This is a genomic window from Kamptonema animale CS-326, from assembly GCF_028330895.1.
In the GTDB taxonomy this organism is placed as follows: domain Bacteria; phylum Cyanobacteriota; class Cyanobacteriia; order Cyanobacteriales; family Microcoleaceae; genus Kamptonema; species Kamptonema formosum.
The window spans coordinates 1-24,102 of record NZ_JAQMUA010000071.1 but is presented as its reverse complement, the minus strand read 5'-3'; the positions used below and the strand labels follow the sequence as shown (position 1 = coordinate 24,102).

The following is a 24,102-nucleotide window of genomic DNA, read 5'->3' as shown; positions in this document are numbered from 1 at the left end:
GGGCGGCGTTACGGAATTAATTATATTTTTTTGAGGCAAAGCAAGCGTGGGCGCTACTACTAACCACTACAAAACCCTAAATATCAACCCAACAGCAACTCAAGCTGAAATTAAGCAAGCCTATCGCCGTTTGGTGAAGGTATTACATCCCGATAGCAATAAGGAAACAGCAGGTCACGAGCAAATAATTCGCCTAAATGCAGCTTATGAAGTGTTAGGAGATCCTCAGCGGCGACATTATTACGATCGAGAACTTTCGGAAAAACCTCAACAGCCGAAGCCAGACATTCGCCATAACTATCGCAAAAAAGAAACTGGACAGGATGCCGATGAGCAAATAGAACAATGGCTCAAAAAAGTCTATAAGCCAGTTAATCGAATGCTTACCCACATTCTTACTCCTCTAAAGAAGGAAATAGAGAAATTATCAGCAGATCCTTTTGACGACGAACTTTTAGGAGCATTTCAAATTTATTTAGACACCTCTCGCGACTTTCTTAAAAAGGCTTATAGTCTTTTTCGTTCTATGCCAAATCCGCCTAATTTAGCAGGAGTTGCTGCTCAGTTTTATTACTGTCTCAATCACGTTTCAGATGGAATTGAAGATTTAGAAATGTTCGCGCTTAACTATGACGATCGCTACTTGCATACAGGTCAAGAGCTCTTTAAAATAGCGGGTAGATTGCGACGGGAGGCACAAGCTACTCTTAAAGAGATTTTGTAAGTAAATCCACCTACTTAAACAGAAGATACCGATGGCTAAAAAGTTGGCTGTATAAGCGTTCTTCCTTCTCTCCTAGATAACTAAATCCTTCTTCCTTCTTCCTTCTTCCTTCTTCTTATTAAATCCCAAATAAAGTTTGAATTCGCTTACGTATTCTAATAAAAGGTGTTTGCTCTGAGGAACTTTCATCGAATAATCCCAAAGCTTGCAATGCTTGTTTGCGTTCCGATAATTTTTTAGCAATTTGATCTGCTAAACTTGGTTGCTCTACTAAAAGTTTTTGCAAGTCATGACGCTCTACAACAAACAAAATTGAATCTTCCATAGCTCTAACTGTTGCTGAACGAGGTGTTCCTAAAAGCAAAGATATCTCGCCAAAAAACTCGCCTTCATGAATAGTAGCAATATATTTATCAGCACGTTGAGAAAGCACTTCTACCGTACCGGAAAGAATAATATAAAAAGAATCACCGGGATCGTTTTCCTGGCATATAGTTTGTCCTGCTGGAAACAGTTGTCTATACCCGTATTCAATTAGTTGCCGTAGTTCCAAATCTGTACATTGCTCAAAGTAAGCTACTCGCCGTAATAAATCTCGTAGATTCCAATGATTTAGCGATTTTGAGCTTGATTTCTTTTGCTCGGAAATAGAGCTATTTTGGGCGAATGCTATACCATCAGTAATTTCAGTTTCGCTATGGCTATAACGAAATAATTTGTTTAACTCTTGCGGATTCCTCAACCACAAATCTTGCTGAGGAAATGGGATTTCAATACCTCGGTTACGCAACTCATGTTCTATCAGAAAATTCAAAGCACTTTTAATCTGATCGCTTTCTTGGGGGTGGTCAATCCAAACTAAAAGCTCAAAGTTTAAAGCACTATCTCCAAACTTTTGGAACCATACTTTGGGAGAGGGATGAGATAAAACATTTGGTTCCATGCGGGCCGCAACTAATAAAACTTCTGTGACCAATAATGGATCGGTTCCGTAAGCAACCCCTACGGGAACGCGAATGCGGCATTTAGGATCTTTATAACTCCAGTTAATAATATTATTTTCAACAAATTTTATGTTAGGTACAATGACAAAAAGACCGTCGATTGTTCTGATAATTGTAGAGCGGATCGAAATATTTTCTACTGTTCCTGCAAGGTGGTCAATTTCAACAAAGTCTCCTACTCTAATCTGATGTTCAAAGAGGAGTGTAATTCCACTGATAAAGTTGCTGGCTAGATTCTGCAATCCGAAGCCAAATCCAATACCTACAACTCCCGCTACTACAGTTAGGGATCTGAGGTTAATACCTGCACTTTGCAGAACGATGATTAGACCGCAAGCAGCTAGTATATAGGTACTCAAAGCAGCGATTGCTTCTCGACTACCACGGTCTAATTTCATGCGAACCAGTAGTCCTCGCTTAATCCATTCGCTAAGAACGCGAGCAATGACGAATACTGCTAAAGCTAAAAATAATAATTGGACAATTGCACTTAGAGATAGATGTTTATCTCCTAAATAAAACAGGGGCGTTGTAAATACTTTATCAAAACTTTTAAGCATTTGCTGTGTTTCTATGACAATCCAATTCATTAATAATTGATAATTGGTAAATTATTGGAGAAGAATTTTGACTCATAACTGCTGTGACAAAATTCCCTGATAATTATGTCAGAACCGCATCTGCAACGGCTGTGAGCGTCCCTACTACTCTGAAACTACTGCGATCGCGAGTTGAGCTGTGTAGTATAATGCAATAGCGATCGCCCTAAATCCCGATCGAGGATGGAAACTATCCTGAAAAAGGTGTAAACTTATTTACAGAACTTAACAATATAATACCCACTGCGTTTATGCAATGCGTTATAAATAGGCGGGCACAATTTTCAGCGAGTCACCGCTACTGGTTGCCAGAATTGAGTGCAGCCGAAAACAGCGATCGCTTTGGCCCCACAGCACGCGCACCGGGACATGGGCACAATTACGTCCTATACGTTTCGATGATAGGCGAACTCGATAGCTACGGCATGGTGCTCAACTTGTCAAATGTCAAGCACGTCATCAAGCGGGAAGTCACCAATCATCTCGACTTTTCCTATCTCAACCAAGCATGGCCAGAGTTTGAGCAAACTTTGCCAACCACTGAAAACATTGCTAGGGTAATTTGGCAGCGCCTCGCACCGCACTTACCTTTGACTCGTATTCAACTGTTTGAACACCCCGAACTTTGGGCAGATTATTTAGGAAACGGAATGGAAGCTTATCTGACTATCAGCACCCACTTTAGCGCCGCTCACAGACTCGCTCATCCTAAACTTAGCTATGAGGAAAACTGCGAGATTTATGGCAAGTGTGCTCGCCCTAATGGTCACGGTCACAATTATCACTTAGAAGTAACCGTCAAAGGCGAAATGGACGAACGCACGGGTATGATTGTTGACTTGGGAGCTTTACAAAAGGCGATTGACGAATATGTAGTCGATCCGTTAGATCACACCTTTTTAAACAAAGATATAGCTTATTTTGCTGAGGTTGTGCCGACGGCGGAAAATATTGCGATTTATATTCGCGAGTTGTTGCGATCGCCCATCCGCGAGTTAGGAGCACAGCTACATAAAATCAAGCTGATTGAGAGCCCGAACAATTCTTGTGAAGTTTACTGCACTGAGTCAGAGTCAGAGGCAGCTAAAATTCAAGAGCGCCAGCCTGTTTTGGCACCGCTGTATAAGTAGTCGGACATAAATAAACGCAACCATGTCATTGCGAACGGAACGATAGTGAAGTGAAGCAATCGCAGGGGTTTGGGATTGCTTCGCTGGGCTCGCAATGACATTATTTATTTTTGTCCAACTACTTAATTGCTAATTGCTAATTGCTAATTGCTAATTCCCCATCTTCCCCATCCTCCCCATCCTCCCCATCTTCCCCCTCTTCCCTAGCCCCTATCCCTAGCCCCTAACCGCTAAAAGCGGTTGCTATATTTTTCCAGTTGTCCTGAAGAGCTATAAGAGCTGCGTATTTTGGAGTTAGCACCCACCCATTTTCTCACAATCATTGCGGCAAACCCTAACAGGATGGGCATGGGGAGCGAAAGCTGTTACCTATTAGCGCGATCGCGAGGGTGCGTTGCTGCCAAGTACTACTTTCTCACAAGTGAGTTAAGGTTTATGCAGTTCAAGAAAGTGGCTCTTTTGACTCTGGCTGCCCTCGCATCCCAGAATTTCACTGGCGAAGGCAGCAGCTTTGCTAACTCTCCAATCCCTAATCCCGATACGCCCCAAGGGAACTACAAAGCCGATCGCGCTGGCGATAATGCACCTGTACCGATTCAGTCTGTTAGCGCTCCTGAAACCCTTGCCAGCGAACAATTTACTGGTAGCAATGCGAGGCTGGAAGCTTCAGAGGGATGGCTAATGGCTGCCCAACCTGAGTTTTCTGTAACAGCAAAATCGGTGGCAATGGCGAATGTAGGCATGGCGACAGTACCAAGTCAGGATGCGATCGCGGCCGCGATCGAAGAAACTTGGCTGGCAAAACTGGTAGAATACAGTGCCGATCGCAGTCCCCAAGTTCGCGAGGCGATGGATGCGATCGCTCTCCGCACCAATACCGATCCTCAGTCTGAGGGTGCTTTTAACAATACCGTCACTCTTCTCAATGCTTTATTAATTGTTTCCACTCTTTTACCTGGTGTAACAATTGCTTTCTTTTGGCTAGTGCGGAGACTGGTAGTCAGAGAGTTAATTGCCGATGCGAATAAGCGGCTTAGAGGCATTGGAGTAATGGAATCAGAGCTGAAAACTTCTAGCCAACTTTCTCAAAGATTAAAAGAAGAATTAGAAGCTCAAATGAGTGCGGCTAAACAGTCTGTTGAATTTATAGCCAGAGAAGCCGAACTTTCAAGGTCTTCTATTGACCAAATTGAAACCCTAAAATCGCAGTTTTTAATGCACTTGCAAGTTTTGCTGACAGAAGTTTATCAAACCAAGGCACAAACTATGCAAGAACTGACTCAGATTCCGACTGCGGCGAGGCAGGAAGCTATACAATCAGAATCTCAGTCAGAGGCTAATAATTCCCGATCGAACGTTGTTCCCTTCCAAAAACCCCAAGAAAGTTTAATTGCTGACGATTATGTAAAACAAGGAGAAGCGCTTTATTTGGAAGGTCGTTATCAGGAAGCGCTGATAAGTTTTGAGAAGGCAATTTTAATGAATGCCGACATAGATGCAGCTTGGTATAATCGAGGGAACGTATTAGTAAAAGTGCAGCGACTGGAAGAAGCGATCGCCTGTTACGATCAGGCAATCGGACTCAATCGCGAGTATTACGAAGCCTGGTACAATCGTGGTAACGTTTTAATGAGATTACAGCGCTACGAAGAAGCTGCTGCGGCCTACGACCAAGCGATCGCCCTCAAACCAGAAGAATACGGCCCTTGGCACAACCGCGCCGCTGCAATGGGAAGATTGCAGCGTTATCAAGAGGCGATCGCCTCCTACGAAAAAGCCCTGAGTATTAAATCCGACGATCCCGAAGTGTGGCACAGCAGAGCCGCCATGCTAGGGAAATTGCAGCGCTACGCAGAAGCTGTCGCCTCCTACGACCAAGCTTTGACGATCGGAGCCGATCGGTACGAGACTTGGTACAATCGAGGTAATATGCTGTGGAGATTGCAGCGCTACAGCGACGCGATCGCCTCCTACGACAAAGCGATCGCCCTCAACGCCGATAAATACGAAGTTTGGTACAATCGCGGTGCAGTCTTAGGGAAATTGCAGCAATACGAAGAAGCGATCGGCTCTTACGATCGCGCGATCGCAATCCAGCCAAACGACCACGAAATTTGGCACAACCGAGGCGTAGCTTTCGGGAGATTATCAGAGTACGTAGAAGCGATCGCATCTTACGAACAAGCTATAGCCATTCAGCCTCAATGCTACGAAGCTTGGTTTGGCAAAGGCGAAACCTTCGCAAAATTGCAGGAATATGAAGAAGCGATCGCAGCTTACGATCGAGCAATTGCGATCAAACCCGAATCCTACGATGCTTGGCGACACAGAGGTACAGCCTTCTCAGAACTAAAACAGTACGAAGAAGCAATGATTTGCTACGACAAAGCGATCGCCATCAAGCCAGACAACGCCCAAGCTTGGCGCGATCGAGGAGCCCTACTATCAGAATTAAAACAGGATTCAGAAGCAGTAGCATCCTTGAGCCAAGCCATTTCCATCCAACAAAATTCAGCCAGAAACCCTGATAATTCAGTGCAACAAAACAGTAGCACTGAATCTCGGTCAGCAGTTTCAATGTAATTTTTTTGCCACTAGCTTATACAACTAGGGGCTAGGGGCTAGGGATTAGGGGAAGAAGGGAATAAGGGAAGCAGGGAAGAAGGGAATAAGAGCAGAGAATCTATGGGGTAGGAAATCATAACGTCCTAACTGCCAAGAAGGTTACTATAACAGTTATCAGTTACAAGATTGCAGGCTAATTGCTAATTTGTAATTGTTAATTGCTAATTGTCAATTAAAATAACACCTACCAATCCTGCTTAAATATCACCCTTATTTCTTAGTCCGCGTAGGCGGACTTTGTTTGTATAGTAGCGGTTTCAACCGCCAAACAACTCTTGAGTTAATTTTTTACTACTTACTTATAATCCTCTTTCCTACTTGCCTTAGTCTAATTTAGCTTCAGCTTTTACGTAATTTTACTTAAAAATTCCACCAGGAAAATTTAGGCGATCTTCATAATAATCTCTTTCCAGAATTCAACCTTACTGCCCTTCCCATCTAAAAAAAACAACTCATCCAGGAACCTTTTCGACACCATTACTTCTAAAGTAGAAATGGAACAAATAATTCCAGAGCATCTTAATTTAAGCTCAAGACATTTTCCTAGATAAATCTCTACAGGTGCTTCTACCAAAGGCACAAATAACTAACCTGTGGAGTTCACAAAATGCCCAATATAAATGGTACTCTCGGCCCGGATGTTCTTCCTGGAAATCTCTCTGACGGTAGGACAATTTCTCTAATTGAATTAATCGGTGATGACACCCTTAACGGTCTTGACGGCAACGACGTTCTCAATGCCATAGATGGAAATGACCTAATCTTCGCCGGCCCCGGCAATGACATTGGTAACGGCAACGACGGTACCGATACAGTCTATGGCGGTAAAGACGATGACCAAGTTTACGGCGGTAAAGGCACTGACTTAGTTAGAGGCGACATCGGTAACGATAGCGTCTTTGGCAACGACGGTAACGACACCATGTTCGGTGGCAAAGACAATGACACGATGTACGGGGGCAAAAACAACGACCAACTACTAGGCGACCTTGGGGATGATATCCTCTACGGCGACCTTGGTTCCGATACAATGAGCGGCGGTGGCGGCAGCGATATTTTCGGGATCGGGCGGGTGGGCGACGGCAAACCAACTGCTACAACTGGCGGCCCCAACGTCTCCGATGCCGACGTAATCACAGATTTTCGCACCAACGGCAACGATATTATTCAGTTGTTCGGCGGCTTGCAATTTAGCGATCTCCAGTTCATCGAGGGCACAGGTTTTAACGGCATTAGCATCGGCAACACCCTAGTTCGCGATGTAGGAACTGGCGAGTATTTAGTCAATATGGTAGGTTTTACCGCTGCTCAACTGAGCGCGAATCCTGCCTGGTTCCAGTCCGTCGGCACCCCGACACCAACCCCAACACCAACTCCGACCCCTACGGGGACTTCTGGCCCTGGCATTTTGAACTTCGGTCAGCCTACTTACAGCGGTACAGAAGGCAGCACCGTTAGCGTTGGTGTTTTCCGTACCGGTGGCAGCCAAGGCGCAATATCGGTTAACTATACCGTTGCTCCGGGGGGAAGCAATAATCAAGCCAGCCTTAATGACTTCACAGTTTCACAGCCTCTGACAGTTAATTTTGCTAACGGACAAACTTCGGCCCAAATCAGCTTTAATCTTACGGCTGATGGTATAGCTGAAGGAACTGAAACAGCGATTCTGCAACTTCAGGCTCCAACTGGTGGCGCAACCCTGGGTACTTTGCCTGCATCCAACCTAGTTATTTCCGACCAGGCAACTACAGTTAGCCCTACGCCTACACCTACGCCGGGAACCACTGCTTCAAGTATTTTCAGTTTTAGTACCAGTAATTACTCTACTCCTGAAGGTACTGCCGGTACGGTGACAGTTCTGCGGACGGGAGATACTGCGAGTGCTGCAACTATTGGCTACGGTACTGTTGACGGTTCGGCTTCTTCTCCTGCGGACTATACCCCAACTACAGGTACGCTGAACTTTGCGGCCGGTCAAACTAGCGCGACTTTCAGTATCCCGACTATAAATGATGCGCTTAGTGAAGGCTCTGAGACGGTAAATGTCTTCCTGAACAATGGCAATGTCGGTACTGTCAATCCCGCAACGCTGACGATTTCTGATGGTGGAACGGGGGTGACTCCAACTCCTCCGACTCCAACTCCGACTCCAACCAGTGTTTTCCAGTTCGATCAGACTAATTACACTGTGAATGAAGGTGGCCAAGCAACGATTACGGTGACTCGCACTGGCGGTACTGCGGCGGCTACGATTAATTACGCCACTGTTGATGGTTCGGCTAGTTCTAGTGGAACTGCACCTGACTACACGGTTGCAGCGGGTTCGCTGAACTTTGCGGCTGGACAAAATAGCGCCAGCTTCACAGTTCCAGCCTTGACTGATACCTTGACTGAAGGTGCGGAAACTGTGAACTTGGTGCTCAGTGGGGGTACTGTAGGCAGCAATCCGTCTATCTTGACAATTAATAATGTTGCGTCAACGGGAACGACACCGACTCCGACTCCGACACCGACTCCAACTCCAACGACATCAACTACTGGCCCTAGTGTGTTCTTCTTTAGTGCCGCTACTTACAGTGGTAATGAAGGTAGCACTGCTAACGTCACAATTAATCGTTCTGGCGATTTGACAAAGGCAGCAACAATTCTATTCAGCACTGCTGATGGTTCGGCTACAGCTTCTCAGCCTGATTACGTTGGTATCAGCACTGTCTCAGTGAACTTTGCCGCTGGTCAAGCTAGTGCGACGGTTGGTGTGCCGATCATCAATGATACTGTGCCAGAGTTGACTGAGACTGTCAACTTATTCCTCAGCGGTGGTTCTATTGCTAGTCCCTCAGCAGCGGTTCTATCAATTCTAGACAGCAGCGGTGGGGCAAGTAATGGATTCTTCTACGGTACGTCTGTTTCGCCTACGACTGACGGTGGTACTGGAAGCTTTACAATTAATCGACCAAGCGGTGTGGGTACAGCATCAATTGACTTTTTGATTGCAGCACCGGGTGGTGGTCAACCTGTGTACCTCACTGACTACTCTGTTTCCGGCACTTTCCTCCCTAACTCCAGTAATAACGGTGGTACTGTGAATTTTGCTAATGGTCAAACCAGTGTCAGCCTTTCATTGATTGATATTGTAGGTGGCACTGCTGGTACTGTGAACTTAGGTTTCGGGGCTGGTACTATCGGTAATCCAGCATCAACCTCAATTACTATACTCTAAGACTGTTAGTAGTTTACTTTTCTTTTTCTAGTGTGTTTCATTTCCAGATTTGGTTTATATGCCACCTCGTTTGGGGTGGTTTTTTATTGTTGAAAACTCTACCGGACTCCACATGGAAACGAGGAAAGGATGATTTTATCGGGGGAGATATTCCCGCATCTCCCCTAAGTTTGGGTGAGAATAATACAAAGCTAGGGAATTAGATTACATTCAAACATTTTATTGGCAATTGGCCCGGCAACTCGATTGATAAATTGCTGACGCATCTCAGGATTTTTCTGTAACATTTCCATAGCTTTTGCCTCAAGATCGGCTTTTTTCCCCGCCTCAGTTTGTGAAGCTGGTGCAGACTGAGACTGAGGTTGCATCTGGGCGACTTCTTCGCAGGAAGCTTTTTGGTATTTTTCAATAGCGAGATTGGCGGCTATATCCAACAAAGCTTCCTTGGGCGTGTTTGCACAGGAACTTGCAACTATTGCCATAGAAGTTAAAGCAACTAGAAATAATAAATGTGGTTTTCTCATGGCTCGATCCTCTTTAGGGAATGACTTTACAATCAAACATTTTATTAGCAATTGGCGCAGCAACTCGATTGATAAATTTCTTCCGCATCTCAGGATTCTGCCGCAACATTTCAATCGCCTTCGCCTGGACAACTGCTTCTGGTGTGTCGGCAGTTGGGGAATTTCTATTGGACTGGGGTTTCATTTTTGCTAACTCTTCACAGGAAGTGTTTTGGTATTTTTTGATAACCAAATTCGCTGCCATCTCTAACAATGCTTCTGGATCGGGTAATGCAACTTTCTCATTCGGTAATGGGGGTTTTTGACTGGGGTTTTGACTGGGTTTTTGAGTTGGCGGTGGAGATTGCGGAGGCGGAGGGGGAACGGGAGGCGCTGGCTGTAGTAAAGCTTTGCCAGTAACTCCGATCGCTAGGATTATGGAAGTGAGAGTGGCTAGAAATAGATGCGATCTGTTCATGATTAGGTAACGAAGGATTTTTTTTAAGTTATCACAGGATCGTAATCTAGACAATAATCAATCTTACCTATTGCCTGTTGTACTTTACTAATACAATAGGTTGAATATTACTGGCAAAAATGGTAAACTTATGTCAACTACTGAGAAAGGAGAATAGTTATGTCTGTTCAGATGCAAAGACGGCTGTTCACAGTACAAGAATATCACTTAATGGGTGAGGCTGGTATTTTTGGTAATAATGAACGGGTGGAACTCATAGAAGGAGAAATTATTCAAATGGCAGCAATTGGTAAACGTCACGCCGCCCGTGTCGATCGCCTTGCAAATTTCTTTTGCGAACGAGTACGAAGACGTGCTATTGTCCGGGTACAAAATCCGATTTGTCTTGATGATAAATCGGAACCACACCCTGATATTGCTTTAGTACAAACTCGTGCTGATTTTTATGAATCAGCTTTGCCAAATAGTGAAAATATTTTGCTTTTGGTAGAAGTTGCTGATAGTACTGTTGATTACGATCGCGATGTGAAAGTACCTAACTATTCTCGTTCTGGGATTCAGGAAGTTTGGCTATGGGATTTAGAGGCTAATTGTTTAGAAGTTTATCGTTTGCCTACTGCTAATGGCTATAGTTCAATCCAAAAATTTGAAGGAGGAAAAATATTTTTACCATTTGCTTTTCCTGATTTTGAAGTGAGTGTTGATTTGATATTGAGTTAGGAATATTAGCCAGTTAGTAGGTTAAATATTACTGGCAACAATGGTGAAATTAGATTCGATACTAAAAAAGGAGAATAGTTATGTCTGTTCAGATGCAAAGACGACTATTTACAGTACAAGAATATCACTTAATGGGTGAAGCGGGCATTTTGGGGGAAGATGACCGAGTGGAATTGATAGAAGGAGAAATTATCCAAATGGCAGCTATTGGAACTCGTCATGCAAGTTGTGTAAACCGCCTCGCGCGGCGGTTCAGCTTGATTCCCGAAGATTTGACTACTTTTGCTATCCAAAACCCAATTCAGTTAGCAGAAAGAACGGAACTTCAGCCTGATGTAGTATTGTTACAACCTCGTGCTGATTACTACGCTACAGCACATCCAATGCCATCAGAAGTATTGCTTTTGGTCGAGGTTTCTGATAGCACTATTGATTTCGATCGCGATGTGAAAGTACCTAACTATGCTCGTTCTGGGATTCGCGAAGTTTGGCTGTGGGATCTTGAGGCTAATTGTTTAGAAGTTTACCGTTTGCCGACGGCTAATGGCTATAGTTCAATGCAGCGGTTTGAACGGGGAGAAATGGTTTCACCCTTGGCTTTTCCTGATTTTAATGTGAGTGTTGATTTGATCCTGGGTTAGGGATATTAGCCAGTTAGTAGGTTAAATATTACTGGTGACAATGTTAAAATAATATTAAATACTGAAACAGGAGAATAATTATGTCTGTTCAGATGCAAAAACGGCTATTCACAGTGCAGGAATATCACCTAATGATTGAGGCTGGTATTTTTGCGAATAATGACCGAGTAGAATTAATAGAAGGGGAGATTATTGAAATGGCTGCAATTGGAACTCGTCATGCGACTTGTGTACGGCGACTGATTCGCCGTTTTAGCGTGATTCCAGAAGAAGCAGCTATTTTGGATGTTCAAGACCCAATTCAATTGACAGAAAGAACTGAACCTCAGCCAGATTTAGTATTGCTACAACCTCGTGCTGATTACTACGCAACAGCGCATCCAATGCCGTCTGAAATTTTGCTTTTGGTCGAGGTTTCTGATAGCACTATTGATTTCGATCGCGATGTGAAAGTACCTAACTATGCTCGTTCTGGGATTCGCGAAGTTTGGCTGTGGGATCTTGAGGCTAATTGTTTAGAAGTTTACCGCGAACCGATGGCAAATGGTTATGGTTTAATGCAAAGGTTTGAGCGGGGAGAAATGGTTTCACCGTTGGCTTTTCCTGATTTTGAAGTGAGTATTGATTGGATATTGGGTTAAAATGATTTCTTGTCTAACTATAATTGTCTGCACGAGTTATTAGAGCAGACATTCAAGCCTACAGTAATTGAGAGCGGTTACAGGAAATTACTAAGTTGATAAAATGAGTTGACAATTAGCGTGCTAGCTAGTTTACTAAATTAAAATCACTCAATTATAGCCGAAGGATTGACAGAAATGTTCAGCGATAAGGATAAATCAATTGTAGCTTTATTTTCAGGTTGTGGAGGGCTAGATTTAGGCTTTTCTAAAGCTGGCTTTAATGTCATCTGGGCTTCAGAGTACGATAAAGAGATCTGGGAAACCTACGAAAATAACCACCCGCATACATTTCTTGACAAGCGCGATATTAGAGCAATTTCTTCAGCAGAAATACCTGACTGTACGGGAATTATTGGCGGGTCGCCTTGTCAAAGTTGGAGTGAGGCGGGAATGCAACGAGGTATCGATGATTCTCGCGGTAAGTTATTTTTAGATTACGTCCGTATTCTTAAAGAGAAACAACCTTTATTTTTTGTGGCGGAAAATGTTTCTGGGATGCTACACACTAAACACAAGTTGGCATTTGGTAATATTTTAGCTGCTTTTGAAGAAGCTGGCTATGTCATCGCTTACAAGTTGCTCAATGCCATGTACTATAATGTGCCTCAAGACCGGAAAAGAGTGATTTTTGTTGGCTATCACTTAAGTTTGAAAAGGCGTTTCAATTTTGATTTGGTGGGGAAATCGCGACGCATTCTTACTCTAAAAGATGCTATAGGTGATTTGCAAGAATCGGTAATTCCTGCTTTATCGCCTAACAAAACAAATGGCGAGGATTGCTTGGTACCTAACCATGAATATATGACAGGAGGTTTTTCAAGTATGTATATGTCGCGCAACCGAGTTCGCTGTTGGAATGAACCGTCTTTTACCATTCAAGCAGGTGGTCGCCACGCGCCAATTCACCCGCAAGCAAATAAGATGATTCGGGTGGGGAAAGATGAATGGATATTTGATGTTAATTCCGTGCAATCTTACAGAAGATTATCGGTTAGGGAGTGTGCTAGAATTCAAACATTCCCTGACAATTTCATTTTTTACTATCATAACTTAGCTGCTGGTTATAAAATGATTGGGAATGCGGTTCCTGTTAATTTTAGTTATGCTGTGGCACAGGCTATTTACGAGGATTTATTTAGTGACAAGCAGGAGTCAAAAGAGAGGGAGGAATGTAGTACCTATATTCAAGCTCTTCCTTGAAGATTTTGCCTAAAACTGCTCTCCATAATTGGTTTTATCTAGTCTTGTACTTAGCATAACTCTCGAACTCAGCTTAGAAACGCGATCGCATCTCGCTATCTCCTCATCTATCTCTCAATATTAAGATTTCCTTATTAGCTCTCATCGACAGTGCAATCAGTGATATAATTAACAACTTAAGCTAGGGGTGCCTGGATATCCAGGCTGAGAAACACCCTTAGAACCTGAGTCTGGGTAATACCAGCGGAGGGAAGCTGTTTATCGAGGAAATAGAATATGCGTAGCGAATGGATCGCCAAACGGCAGGGGCATAGTAATGTTAGTCAAATGCACTATGCTCGTCAAGGTGTAATTACTGAAGAAATGCAGTATGTTGCCAATCGGGAAAATCTCCCGCCGGATTTGATCCGTGAAGAAGTGGCACGGGGAAGAATGATTATTCCTGCTAACATTAATCACACCAATTTAGAACCGATGGCGATTGGTATTGCCTCAAAGTGCAAGGTCAATGCTAATATCGGTGCTTCTCCCAATTCTTCCAATCTTCAAGAAGAAGTTGATAAGCTAAAATTAGCGGTCAAATATGGTGCTGATACTGTCATGGATTTGTCCACTGGCGGCGGCAATTTGGACGAAATTCGCACGGCCATTATCAAAGCTTCGCCTGTTCCTATCGGTACCGTTCCTGTCTATCAAGCACTAGAAAGCGTACACGGGACAATTGAAAATCTGACGGCAGATGACTTTCTGCATATCATCGAAAAACACGCTCAGCAAGGAGTAGATTACCAAACTATTCACGCCGGAATTTTGATTGAGCATTTGCCATTAGTGAGAAATCGGCTTACAGGTATTGTTTCTCGCGGCGGTGGTATTTTAGCTCGTTGGATGTTACATCATCACAAGCAAAATCCTCTTTACACTCACTTCAATGAAATCATTGAAATCTTTAAGAAATACGATGTTTCTTTTAGTTTAGGTGATTCTCTCCGTCCTGGTTGCACTCATGATGCTTCTGATGAAGCTCAATTAGCTGAACTCAAAACTTTGGGGAATTTAACTCGCAAAGCTTGGGAACATGATGTGCAGGTGATGGTAGAAGGCCCTGGTCACGTACCGATGGATCAAATTGAGTTTAATGTTAAGAAACAGATGGAAGAGTGCTCGGAAGCACCTTTCTATGTTTTGGGGCCTTTGGTGACAGATATTGCACCGGGATATGACCACATTACCTCTGCAATTGGTGCGGCGATGGCGGGTTGGTATGGTACGGCGATGTTGTGCTATGTAACACCGAAGGAACATTTGGGTTTACCGAATGCTGAGGATGTCAGAAATGGGTTGATTGCTTATAAGATAGCAGCTCATGCGGCGGATATTGCGCGTCATCGACATGGTGCTCGCGATCGCGATGATGAACTCTCGAAGGCGCGTTACAATTTTGATTGGAATCGTCAATTTGAGTTGTCTTTAGACCCTGAACGCGCACGGGAATATCACGATGAAACTTTGCCAGCAGATATCTATAAAACTGCTGAATTCTGTTCGATGTGCGGGCCTAAGTTCTGTCCGATGCAGACTAAGGTTGATGCTGATGCTTTGACGGAATTGGAGAAGTTTTTGGCTAGGGAACCTGTAGCTAAGTAGTTAGTTGGGTGGATGGGTTTATCTGTCCACCCTTTAATTAGGTTTAGTATTTAAAGATAATTTAGTGACTCGTTTTCCTCGCAGACGAAGCAGAGAGAAAAGGAAAATAAAATAAAGCCTTAATAGGAGTTAGTAGATAAGGAATAGTTTTCAGTTTATGCTGTATAAACGTAGAGATTTCCTGCAACTAAGTCTTTTTGTTGGTTCGGCTTTTGCCGTCTTGGGATGTCAGGAAATAGCTAAGTCTAGTGGTGCAAATATTCTTGTTATTGGTGCGGGTGTTGCTGGGTTGGCTACTGCTCGTATACTTAAATCTAAGGGTTTTCGGGTGACTGTTTTAGAGGCGAGAAATCGTATTGGTGGACGAATTTTTACTGATGAAAGTATTGGTTTACCCGTTGACTTGGGAGCTTCTTGGATTCATGGGATTAATAATAATCCTATTGGTAAATTAGCACGAGATTCCCAGATTCGGATTCTACCTACTGATTATGATAACCTTCAAGTTTATGGGAATAATGGTAAGCTGTTAGGGGAAAAAGAGATTAAAAGTGCTGATTCTCTGTATCAGAGAGTTATGAAGCAAGCTAAAGCGATATCGGAAAATTTAGACAGCGATATTTCTGTTACTGAAGCTGTAAAACAGATTATTAATCAAGAAAAACTTTCGCCGCAGCAACAAGGTATTTTGCAATGGCAACTTAATTCTAATATTCTTATAGAAAATGGTACTGATTTAGATCGGCTATCAATTTGGGAATGGGATGAGGACGAGGCTTTTGGTGGGAAAGATTACTTATTTCCTGGCGGTTATGACCAAATTATCCAAGTATTAGCTAAAGGAATTGACGTTAAGCTACAACAGAAGGTTATGGCTATTAACTATAACGATAGTGGCGTGTTAGTGAAGACTGATAAAGGAACTTTTCAAGCTGATGCTATTGCGATTACTTTACCTCTTGGGGTTTTAAAATCGGAAAATATTACTTTTTCTCCACCTCTACCAAGTCGCAAACGTGCTGCGATTAATTCCCTGGATATGGGAGTTTTGAATAAGGTAGTCCTGAAGTTTCCTAAGTTGTTTTGGTCAAAAGATTATGACTGGATTGGATACATGAGTAGAATGGAAAAAGATTTCTCAGACTTTCTTAATTTACGCCGCTACTCATCTGCACCTGTATTAATAGCTTTTGCTGGCGGAAGTTTTGCCCGATCTTTGGAAGGAATATCTGAGAAAGAAGTTGTAGAACGGGTGATGAAAGTATTGCACCGCGTTTATGGTAATGGTATTCCTAATCCTGATGCTGTTTTGAGGACAAAATGGGCAAGCGATCCGTTTACTTTGGGTTCTTATTCGACTATGCCAGTGGGGAGTAAGGGTAGCGATCGCACTATCTTAGCAGAACCGGTTGGTAAACGTTTATTTTTTGCCGGGGAAGCAACTTCACAGGATTATCCAGCGACAGTACATGGTGCTTTTCTCTCTGGAGTTAGGGAGGCCGAACGCATTGCTAAAATATTCTAGGTATAATTTTTTTGTTTAACTGCTTAGCGATCGCGTCCAGTTAACCCGTCATTCTCAATGCCAGTATAAGTGTTGCTAGGTAACAACCCCAACCAAGGGTCAGAACTGGGAGTTTGAAAGAGTTCTGCGTAAACTCTCTCGTTTAAAGAGTCAATATTTTCAGTCGTTTGGGGCTCTTCAAAAAACCACTGGTGAAGTTGAAAACGAAATAGGTACTCATTGCGAACGGTATCTAAAGCAATGGAACGTTCAAAGTTAAGAATTGCTGGGGGTAGCGAATTTTTATCTGGATCGGTTGCTAGCGATCGCCATTCGCGATCGAGGTTCGGATTTTTACTACGAATCAACGCTAGACTGTTGCTGTCTAAACTAGCCTCAGCAGCATACATCTGTGCAATTTTCGCCCAAGTTGCGTCGTCTGTAGCTTGTTGCAAAGCTTGGCGATTGAGGGAAATGGCAGAAATAATCGGCATTTCCACAACCGCTTTAGATACAGCGAGGGGGGCCGCAACTTCCGCTAGGGGAGACTCTTGGGAAACCTCAGCGAGTTTTGGCAAGGGTTGTGAGAGCCCCAGCTTTGACAAATCTGCTGTCCACTTAGCTTGAATTGTAGCGATCGCATCTCTATGATATTTTCTGAGATAATTCTCGCGCTCTAAACCCGCAAGCTTGCTAGATTGATAAGCGATTTTTTCTACTGCTAGCAAATGCTTGAGGAATGCTTTCGGACTGTAAAGGCCTGGCAATGCGTCAATCGGGCGACCTTCAGCATCGAGAATATAGTGAATGCTATTACCAGTCAGAGTACGCTGTAACCTACGACCATCTCCGAAGTCTATCGTAACTTTTGGTGCCGGCCTGACGGACTCCCAGTGGAGGATAAAGCGATCGCGCAAAACCTCCGAAACCTTCCCATTCGCATAAAGCGCAATCCGAAAAAAGCGACTATTAGCACAACTGAGTTCTTCGTCCAATCGACCCAGCAACCGCAGTGATAATATCGGCTTACCGCTAGCTTTCGCTGCTGCTTTAGCTTGTGCCAAATCTGTATACCAGTACAAGTGGGAGGCGTAGCAGTCTCGCTGCTGACAGAGGGTATCCAGTGCGGCCCTCAGTTGAGGCGCAGAAGCTAGGGTACTGGACTTTAAACGATCCTGATGTGTAGCTAAAAAAGCTTGCAATCCCTTGGGCCCCAACTCTCGGAGGGCCGCGATCGCTTGCTTAGATTCTGTTGGTGTGCCAGACACAGCAAGTTGAGCAAGGCTTTCTGTAGCAGTGAGTTCTGTCGGCGTGGCGGCTGTTACTGTGTCCAGGTAGCCAAAATTGATACTCGCAATCAGAGGGGCTAAGACTAAAACTTTCTTAATCATAAAACTTACTACTTGTCAAGAAATATTTTACAACTTGCACCCAGTTCGATCGCAGAAGGCAGAAAGGCAGAAGAATTTAATTATCTAAAGGACTTAATGCAACCCAAATTCGTTCCCATCTCCCCTCCGATTAATTAAAAGTGAAAAATGCAAAATTAAAAATTCAATCTCACAATTTTTAATTTTTAATTTTTAATTTTTAATTAATTAACTTGCTCCCTCATCTCCCCCATCCTCCCCATCCCCAGTCCCAAACCTGTGTTAGTATCGGTAAAATATTCTCTCTAACAATCAACGATGGGCAATGTTCTGGTGCTGAACGCCTCTTACGAACCCCTCAACATCACCAGTTGGAGAAGGGCTGTTGTTTTGTTGCTCAAAGGGAAAGCAGAGCAGATAGAGCACAATGGGAAATATATCTCACCCGGTTTCCCCCTGCCAACTGTCATCCGCTTACGCCACTATGTTCGGGTTCCTTACAAAGATATTCCACTCACCCGCCGAAACATATTGCACCGAGATGGTCACTCGTGTCAATATTGTGGTTATACGGGGGATGATTTAACGCTCGACCATGTAGTTCCGCGATCGCGAGGCGGCGTGGATAGTTGGGAAAACCTCGTGAGTGCTTGCGTGCGCTGTAACGTTAAAAAAGGCTGTCGAACTCCCAAAGAGGCGAGTATGAGCCTGCGGTACCCCCCTCGCAAACCTTACAGCGGTCTATACTTTGAAGTGACTAAGCACGTTAAGAGTGGGATGCACCAAGAATGGCAAAAATATGTAATTGGACTTTGAAACCCCTGAGCACGCAAGCGCGGGGGTTTTGTATAACTAGGGGCTAGGGGCTAGGGGCTAGGGGCTAGGGAAGAAGGGGCTACGATGCTTCGATACTCCGATGCTCAGGAAAGAAGGGGAAAGGGAAGAAGGAGTTAGTAATGCCAATAGTTTTTTTGAATGCTAAGAAATGACCGATGCCTGCGGCTGGCTTCGTCTACGCACTTTTACTAATTCGTAAGTTATGTCTAGTAACGATGATGCTAGTTCTGGGGATGGTACTAGCCAAATTATACCGGAGTTAAAGCGCGTCCGTTCTACGGATGGCGTTAATGAAGGAAACCGTTTGCGCGATCGATCTGTTAGCGAATCCTACACTCAAAAAGTGGAGGAATTACGGGAGACATTGGAAAGACACAGAGGCGATCGCCAGTTGGCGATTTTGCAAGATTTCCCAGATCCCGATGCACTTTCCTGTGCTTGGACTTATAAGTTAATCGCTCGTCAGTTTGATATTGACTGCGATATAGTTTATGCAGGAGCCCTCAGTCACCAGGAAAATATTGCCCTAGTTAAACTTACGGGTTTGCCATTGCAACGGTGGCCGCTAGAGACGGCAAAAACCAAAGATTTATCTATTTATAAGGGCTGTGTTTTTATCGATAATCAAGGTACTACAAGCCAGCTAACTTCGCTGATTATTTCCGCTGGTATCCCCGTAACTGCGACGATCGATCACCACAGTTTACAAGGAGAATTAAATTCAGAGTTTACCGATTTGCGCCCCCAAACCCGCGCTACAGCTAGCATTTTTACTCAATATTTGCAAGCTGGATTGCTAAAATTGGACGGCAATATTACCCAACACGCTAAGTGCGCGACGGCGCTGATGCACGGTTTGCGATCGGATACAAATGCACTACGACAAGCTGAGGAGTCTGATTTTTTAGCAGCAGCTTATTTGAGTCGCTTTTATGACCCGCAATTATTAAATGCTGTGTTACAATCTTCTCGCTCGAAGCGGGTGATGGATGTGATTGAGCGATCGCTTAAAAACCGGATTGTGCAAAATAATTTTTCTATTGCGGGAGTCGGTTATCTGCGCTACGACGATCGCGATGCTATTCCCCAAGCGGCAGACTTTTTGGTGACTGAAGAAAACGTTCACACCGCAGTTGTCTACGGAATTGTTCATGATGAAGACGAGGCAATTGAATTAGTAATTGGGTCGCTACGAACTAGCAAACTTACTTTAGATCCTGATGAATTTCTGAAGGAAGCTTTTGGTCAGGATGCTGAAGGGCGCTTTTTTGGTGGAGGAAGAAGTCAAGCTGGCGGCTTTGAAATTTCTACGGGATTTCTCGCGGGTGGTAATGAGAATAGCGATTATGCTAGGTTGAAATGGGAAGTTTTTGAGGAGCAAATTAAGCAAAAATTACTGAAGTTGGTTAGTCCAAAAGATCACTTAATCCACACTGATTAAATTATATAGATCGGCGGTTGAAACCGCTACTATAAAAACAAAGTCCGCCTACGCGGACTAAGAAATAATACCAAATCCGGCTTAAATATCCCCTTTATTCTTTAGTCCCTCTTAGCTCGGACTTCATTTGTGTAGTAGCGATTTCAATCGCCAAACGATCGAGGGGATATCAAACCCGGATTTAGTATAAGGGGAATATTTAAGTCGGGGTTTAATCAGGTGCAAGTTCACATTACATTAGTCTTAGAAAGTGCGATCGCATAGGTACGGATCAGCTCAAGCATACAGTAACGACCCTCCTGCTGTTTCAGTAACGAGAGTTGCTGAAGTTTCGCTAAACCGTCCGCTACGATAGCAGAGTCAGTAATACCCGCAGCGATCGCGATCGCTTCCCTCGTCGCCGGTCGATCGAACCTCGCTGTGGCCATGAGCAACTTCAGCGATGGTTGTCCTGCTAAAGATTTAATTGAACCGTTAAATATAAATTTAGCCAGTTCGCTAGAGCTATCTTTAATTCGCTCTAGTACGTCTGATAATAAGTAACCAAACGCTAACTGATTAACTACATAACCACTTGCTAGCGGCAGTCCGCTGGTTTCTCTATAAATTATTTGGCACTGTTCGCTGTCGAGAACGATGCCTTTTTCTCTGGCTTGATATTCTATCAATTGCCAACCGTCTATTTCGAGTAAGCTTTCGAGATAAATGGGAGCAAATAAAGCTTGCTCGCGGGTGGTAATTATTACTTTGACTGTTCGCGGTAAGTCATACAAAAAGGAAAGGATTTCTTGTTGATTATCGACACTTTCTAAGTTATCTAATATTAACAAAGTCGGTATTTTGCTTAGACATTCTCTGATGCTGTCTAGCTGTTGAAGGGGTTCGGCTGAGGCGATGTCGGGACGATTTAATGTCCTGGCGATCGCGCGGCAAATATCCCCCAAAGTGCGATCGCGTTGGAGTCGGGGTAAAACTCCTGCGGATGTCAGGTGATTTTCCTTGGCGGATGTAAAGATAATCGCATCGAATGTGGGAGCGCTGGGATATGCTTCGGGAATGCGACTGGCTTGCAAACATCTATAGGCCGCTTCTAATGCCAGTGCGGTTTTACCGACTCCTGGGAGGCCGTTGACGCTGACGATCTGAGGGGTGTGATAGCTGAGGCCGACTTCGCGATCGCAAGATATCATTTCTAGCAGTCTAGCCATCTCTGTTTCCCGACCAAGAAAGCGGGTGCGATCGGGGGCCGGTAAGTTTTGACGGGGAGTGGCAATGCCTTCAGTCGGCGGCGTTGCAGGAGTAAATGCCTGCAATTTCAACCTGGATGCGTAGCTATTGTTTTGATGGGAAATCAGATCGGGAATTTTGTAGCTGTCGATAAATGCGATCGGCTCCATCTTTTCAGCTAAGATTCCCCTGTTTCCAGCAGCAGATTGAGCCTCGCTAAATCTCTGCAATGGTAGGTTTTCAGAAGATTTTTCCTCCTCTAACTCGCGAAATTGGTTGAGCAAAAAAATTCTCAGGCGGTTTTCCTTGCCTCGATGGTTGCCGCTGACTGCAAACTTCTTGTAGACTTGCCCCATTTGCTTGAGGCAGGCACCAGCAGAAGTTCGCATTTTACTGGCAATCTCTTCGTAGTCCTTCTCTTCTACAAACCGCAGGATCAAAATTTGCTCTTGATTCGGAGACAGTTCGCGATCGCGAGCCATCTTCATTAGGAATTCGCGCTGTAACATCAGCTCCTCTCCTTATCTATAGTCCTGTTCTATTTTAAGAGATTTTCAGAGCTTTTCAGAAAATTGTTGATGATTCCCGTAGGATAGGCGCTTTCTACTTACCTGAGTGTCTTATCTCTCTTTCTACCTGCCATCTCCTCTAATTTTTGTTGGTATAACTTACGAATTTCGTATGTTGTTATGCTTTAGCGAAGACAAGACAACAACATACGAAATTCTTGGTATCAATTATCCCCTTAAACGCCCAGATCTGATCGTACTAATCATTAACCACAACCCGAAAAAACTAGCCGCTGCAAACAAAGAATTGCTGAGGAAAGATAGCTCAGGTGTCTGAGCATTAGCAGAAATAATTGCCGCTCCGACAATCAGGGAAGCCACCACAATACTAAAAGAAAGCCGATTTGCAGAATCCCCCAAAGTACGGCGCAAAGGTTCAATATCTTTTAGGGTTAAATTCCACTTCAAAGTTTCCGAAGTAACTCGATCTAAAAGCACTTCCAACTGCCGGGGAGATTGCAAAGACAGACTCTTAACATCCAAGGCCGTTCTTAACAGCGCTTGTGTCGGGTCATCTCCAAATAACTGACGACGAAATAAATCCGTCATCAATGGTTTAATCTGCTCTAACAAGTTAAGTCTGGGATCGAAAGTACGAGCTACCCCTTCCAAATTAGCTAGAGTTTTGGCATACAAACCCAAATTACTTGGCAACCTAATTTTATTGTTCCGCGCGACTTGCATCATCTCATAGAAAACTTCAGAAAATTTGATTTGTGACAAGCTCAAATTGTAATATTTTCGTAGCATTCGAGCATAGTCATTCTCTAGCCGAGCTAAATTTGCAGGCTGAGCAGATTCCGCCATCTGCAACGTTAATTGACTGCACCGTTGAGCATCTAAATCAACAATTGCTAATAACATTTCTGTCAAACTTCGCTGGGTGCGCGGGTCAAGGCGACCAATCATACCGCAGTCCAAAAGTGCTACTCGTCCGTCTTTGAGATAGAATACATTACCTGGATGGGGATCGGCATGAAAGAAGCCATCGATATAAAATTGCTGAAAGAAGGCTCGGCACAAAAGAGTAGTTATTGCTTGGCGTTCAGCTTGGACATCTCCGCCGTATCGAGCGCATTTTAAATCGCCCAGTAGAATCGGCACGCCGTCGAGCCATTCCATCACCATCAATTTTTTTGTAGTCAACTGCCACTCAATTTTTGGCACGACAATTTGTTTGCTATCAAACCAGCGACTTGTAGATAAATTGCGCCGCAGTTCGTCAGTGTAAGTCGCCTCTTGGATGAAGTCGAGTTCGGCTCTTAAGGCAGTACCAAATTCATCAGCTAAGGCCACAATATCGTACTGTTCGCCAAAGTCTGTAAGCATGACAAGTTCTGCCAAACTTGTGAGTACGGCGATATCTTGCTCAATGACGATTTCAATACCGGGGCGTTGCACTTTAAGAGCAACTTCACGACCATCTTTAAGGGTAGCGCGGTGAGTTTGAGCAATGGAACCGGCTGCGACTGCAAGCGTGTTAATTTTGGCAAAGGTATCTTCAAGAGGTTGTTTGAGTTCTGTACGGATGATGGTTTCTACTTCTGGCCAAGCCACCGGTGGCACTTCAGCTTGTAAGCTGGAAAGAGTGTCGATATATTCGGCTGGTAAAAGATCGGGACGAGTGCTGAGTAACTGTCCCAATTTGACGTACACGGGGCCTAAATCGACGAGGATATTGCGAAGCACTGCTGGAGTTGGCAGAGTCGGTACGTCGGTTTTGCTGCCAGTTAGGAGTCGTTTCATGTAGTCCCAACCGTTGCGGAAGACGACTTCTAGGATTTCTCCTTGGCGCGAACTGTTTTGAACAAGGCTGGAAAACACGGTGCCTCCGAATTTGTCGGGTTAAGCTATATCTACAAGATAGCGTTGGCAAGCAAACTGACCAGTATCTTAAGGAATAACTGCTTTGTTAGAAGAAGGGGCTAGGGCGTGTTTTCAAACCCTGGGGGGGCGAAGCATTCGGACACAAAACCTTGG

Annotated in this window: 18 protein-coding genes and 1 riboswitch; of the genes, 12 read left to right on the top strand and 6 right to left on the bottom strand. The window is 44.0% G+C overall.

The annotated features are described in order from the left end of the window. The first annotated feature begins 46 nt into the window (after positions 1 to 46). Positions 47 to 724: a J domain-containing protein gene (locus tag PN499_RS04365; RefSeq protein ID WP_272030455.1), complete on the top strand. Its 678-nt coding sequence runs from the start codon at positions 47 to 49 to the stop codon at positions 722 to 724. 118 nt (positions 725 to 842) lie between these two features. Here PN499_RS04365 and PN499_RS04360 read toward each other — a convergent pair whose 3' ends face one another. Next, positions 843 to 2,318 (bottom strand): cyclic nucleotide-binding domain-containing protein, encoded by a 1,476-nt coding sequence (locus tag PN499_RS04360; protein ID WP_334311655.1) that lies wholly within the window; start codon positions 2,316 to 2,318, stop codon positions 843 to 845. A gap of 260 nt (positions 2,319 to 2,578) precedes the next feature. Between PN499_RS04360 and PN499_RS04355 the strand changes: the two genes are divergently transcribed. From PN499_RS04355 to PN499_RS04345, 3 genes are all read left to right on the top strand, one after another. After that, positions 2,579 to 3,457: a 6-carboxytetrahydropterin synthase gene (locus PN499_RS04355; RefSeq protein WP_272030454.1), complete on the top strand. Its 879-nt coding sequence runs from the start codon at positions 2,579 to 2,581 to the stop codon at positions 3,455 to 3,457. A gap of 435 nt (positions 3,458 to 3,892) precedes the next feature. Next, positions 3,893 to 6,040, top strand: coding sequence for a tetratricopeptide repeat protein (locus PN499_RS04350; RefSeq protein ID WP_272030453.1), 2,148 nt, complete (start codon positions 3,893 to 3,895; stop codon positions 6,038 to 6,040). 649 nt (positions 6,041 to 6,689) lie between these two features. Beyond that, positions 6,690 to 9,302, top strand: coding sequence for a Calx-beta domain-containing protein (locus tag PN499_RS04345; RefSeq protein ID WP_272030452.1), 2,613 nt, complete (start codon positions 6,690 to 6,692; stop codon positions 9,300 to 9,302). Between the two features lie 191 nt (positions 9,303 to 9,493). On the opposite strand, the gene PN499_RS04340 is transcribed toward PN499_RS04345, so the two are convergent. Further along, positions 9,494 to 9,826 carry a hypothetical protein gene (locus tag PN499_RS04340; protein WP_272030451.1) on the bottom strand — a complete coding sequence of 111 codons (333 nt, stop codon included), beginning with the start codon at positions 9,824 to 9,826 and terminating at the stop codon, positions 9,494 to 9,496. Positions 9,827 to 9,839: 13 nt separating this feature from the next. Continuing rightward, the gene (locus PN499_RS04335) at positions 9,840 to 10,283 is read right to left on the bottom strand and encodes a hypothetical protein (protein WP_272030450.1); all 444 of its coding nucleotides are present in this window, start codon (positions 10,281 to 10,283) and stop codon (positions 9,840 to 9,842) included. Positions 10,284 to 10,442: 159 nt separating this feature from the next. Here PN499_RS04335 and PN499_RS04330 point away from each other — a divergent pair, with 159 nt between their 5' ends. The 6 genes from PN499_RS04330 (at position 10,443) to PN499_RS04305 (ending at position 16,699) form a co-directional block, all read left to right on the top strand. Next, positions 10,443 to 11,003, top strand: a complete 561-nt coding sequence (locus tag PN499_RS04330; RefSeq protein WP_272030449.1) for a Uma2 family endonuclease — start codon at positions 10,443 to 10,445, stop codon at positions 11,001 to 11,003. A gap of 80 nt (positions 11,004 to 11,083) precedes the next feature. Beyond that, the gene (locus PN499_RS04325) at positions 11,084 to 11,644 is read left to right on the top strand and encodes a Uma2 family endonuclease (protein ID WP_272030447.1); all 561 of its coding nucleotides are present in this window, start codon (positions 11,084 to 11,086) and stop codon (positions 11,642 to 11,644) included. Between the two features lie 80 nt (positions 11,645 to 11,724). Further along, positions 11,725 to 12,285 carry a Uma2 family endonuclease gene (locus PN499_RS04320; RefSeq protein ID WP_272030446.1) on the top strand — a complete coding sequence of 187 codons (561 nt, stop codon included), beginning with the start codon at positions 11,725 to 11,727 and terminating at the stop codon, positions 12,283 to 12,285. A 177-nt stretch (positions 12,286 to 12,462) separates the two neighbouring features. Beyond that, complete coding sequence (locus tag PN499_RS04315; protein ID WP_272030445.1) at positions 12,463 to 13,527, top strand: DNA cytosine methyltransferase; 1,065 nt, start codon at positions 12,463 to 12,465, stop codon at positions 13,525 to 13,527. A 173-nt stretch (positions 13,528 to 13,700) separates the two neighbouring features. Next, positions 13,701 to 13,796, top strand: a riboswitch (TPP riboswitch). Positions 13,797 to 13,803: 7 nt separating this feature from the next. After that, positions 13,804 to 15,174, top strand: coding sequence for a phosphomethylpyrimidine synthase (gene thiC, locus PN499_RS04310; RefSeq protein WP_272030444.1), 1,371 nt, complete (start codon positions 13,804 to 13,806; stop codon positions 15,172 to 15,174). Between the two features lie 157 nt (positions 15,175 to 15,331). Next, a complete protein-coding gene (locus tag PN499_RS04305) occupies positions 15,332 to 16,699 on the top strand; it encodes a flavin monoamine oxidase family protein (protein ID WP_272030443.1) in 1,368 nt (455 codons plus the stop codon). Positions 16,700 to 16,722: 23 nt separating this feature from the next. On the opposite strand, the gene PN499_RS04300 is transcribed toward PN499_RS04305, so the two are convergent. Continuing rightward, positions 16,723 to 18,069: a hypothetical protein gene (locus PN499_RS04300; protein WP_272030441.1), complete on the bottom strand. Its 1,347-nt coding sequence runs from the start codon at positions 18,067 to 18,069 to the stop codon at positions 16,723 to 16,725. 297 nt (positions 18,070 to 18,366) lie between these two features. Here PN499_RS04300 and PN499_RS04295 point away from each other — a divergent pair, with 297 nt between their 5' ends. Continuing rightward, positions 18,367 to 18,864 (top strand): HNH endonuclease, encoded by a 498-nt coding sequence (locus tag PN499_RS04295; RefSeq protein WP_007356460.1) that lies wholly within the window; start codon positions 18,367 to 18,369, stop codon positions 18,862 to 18,864. 223 nt (positions 18,865 to 19,087) lie between these two features. Continuing rightward, the gene (locus PN499_RS04290) at positions 19,088 to 20,326 is read left to right on the top strand and encodes a DHH family phosphoesterase (protein ID WP_272030440.1); all 1,239 of its coding nucleotides are present in this window, start codon (positions 19,088 to 19,090) and stop codon (positions 20,324 to 20,326) included. Between the two features lie 227 nt (positions 20,327 to 20,553). Here PN499_RS04290 and PN499_RS04285 read toward each other — a convergent pair whose 3' ends face one another. Beyond that, complete coding sequence (locus PN499_RS04285) at positions 20,554 to 22,062, bottom strand: AAA family ATPase (RefSeq protein WP_272030439.1); 1,509 nt, start codon at positions 22,060 to 22,062, stop codon at positions 20,554 to 20,556. A gap of 228 nt (positions 22,063 to 22,290) precedes the next feature. Further along, the gene (locus PN499_RS04280; RefSeq protein WP_272030438.1) at positions 22,291 to 23,946 is read right to left on the bottom strand and encodes an ABC1 kinase family protein; all 1,656 of its coding nucleotides are present in this window, start codon (positions 23,944 to 23,946) and stop codon (positions 22,291 to 22,293) included. Positions 23,947 to 24,102 lie beyond the last annotated feature (156 nt).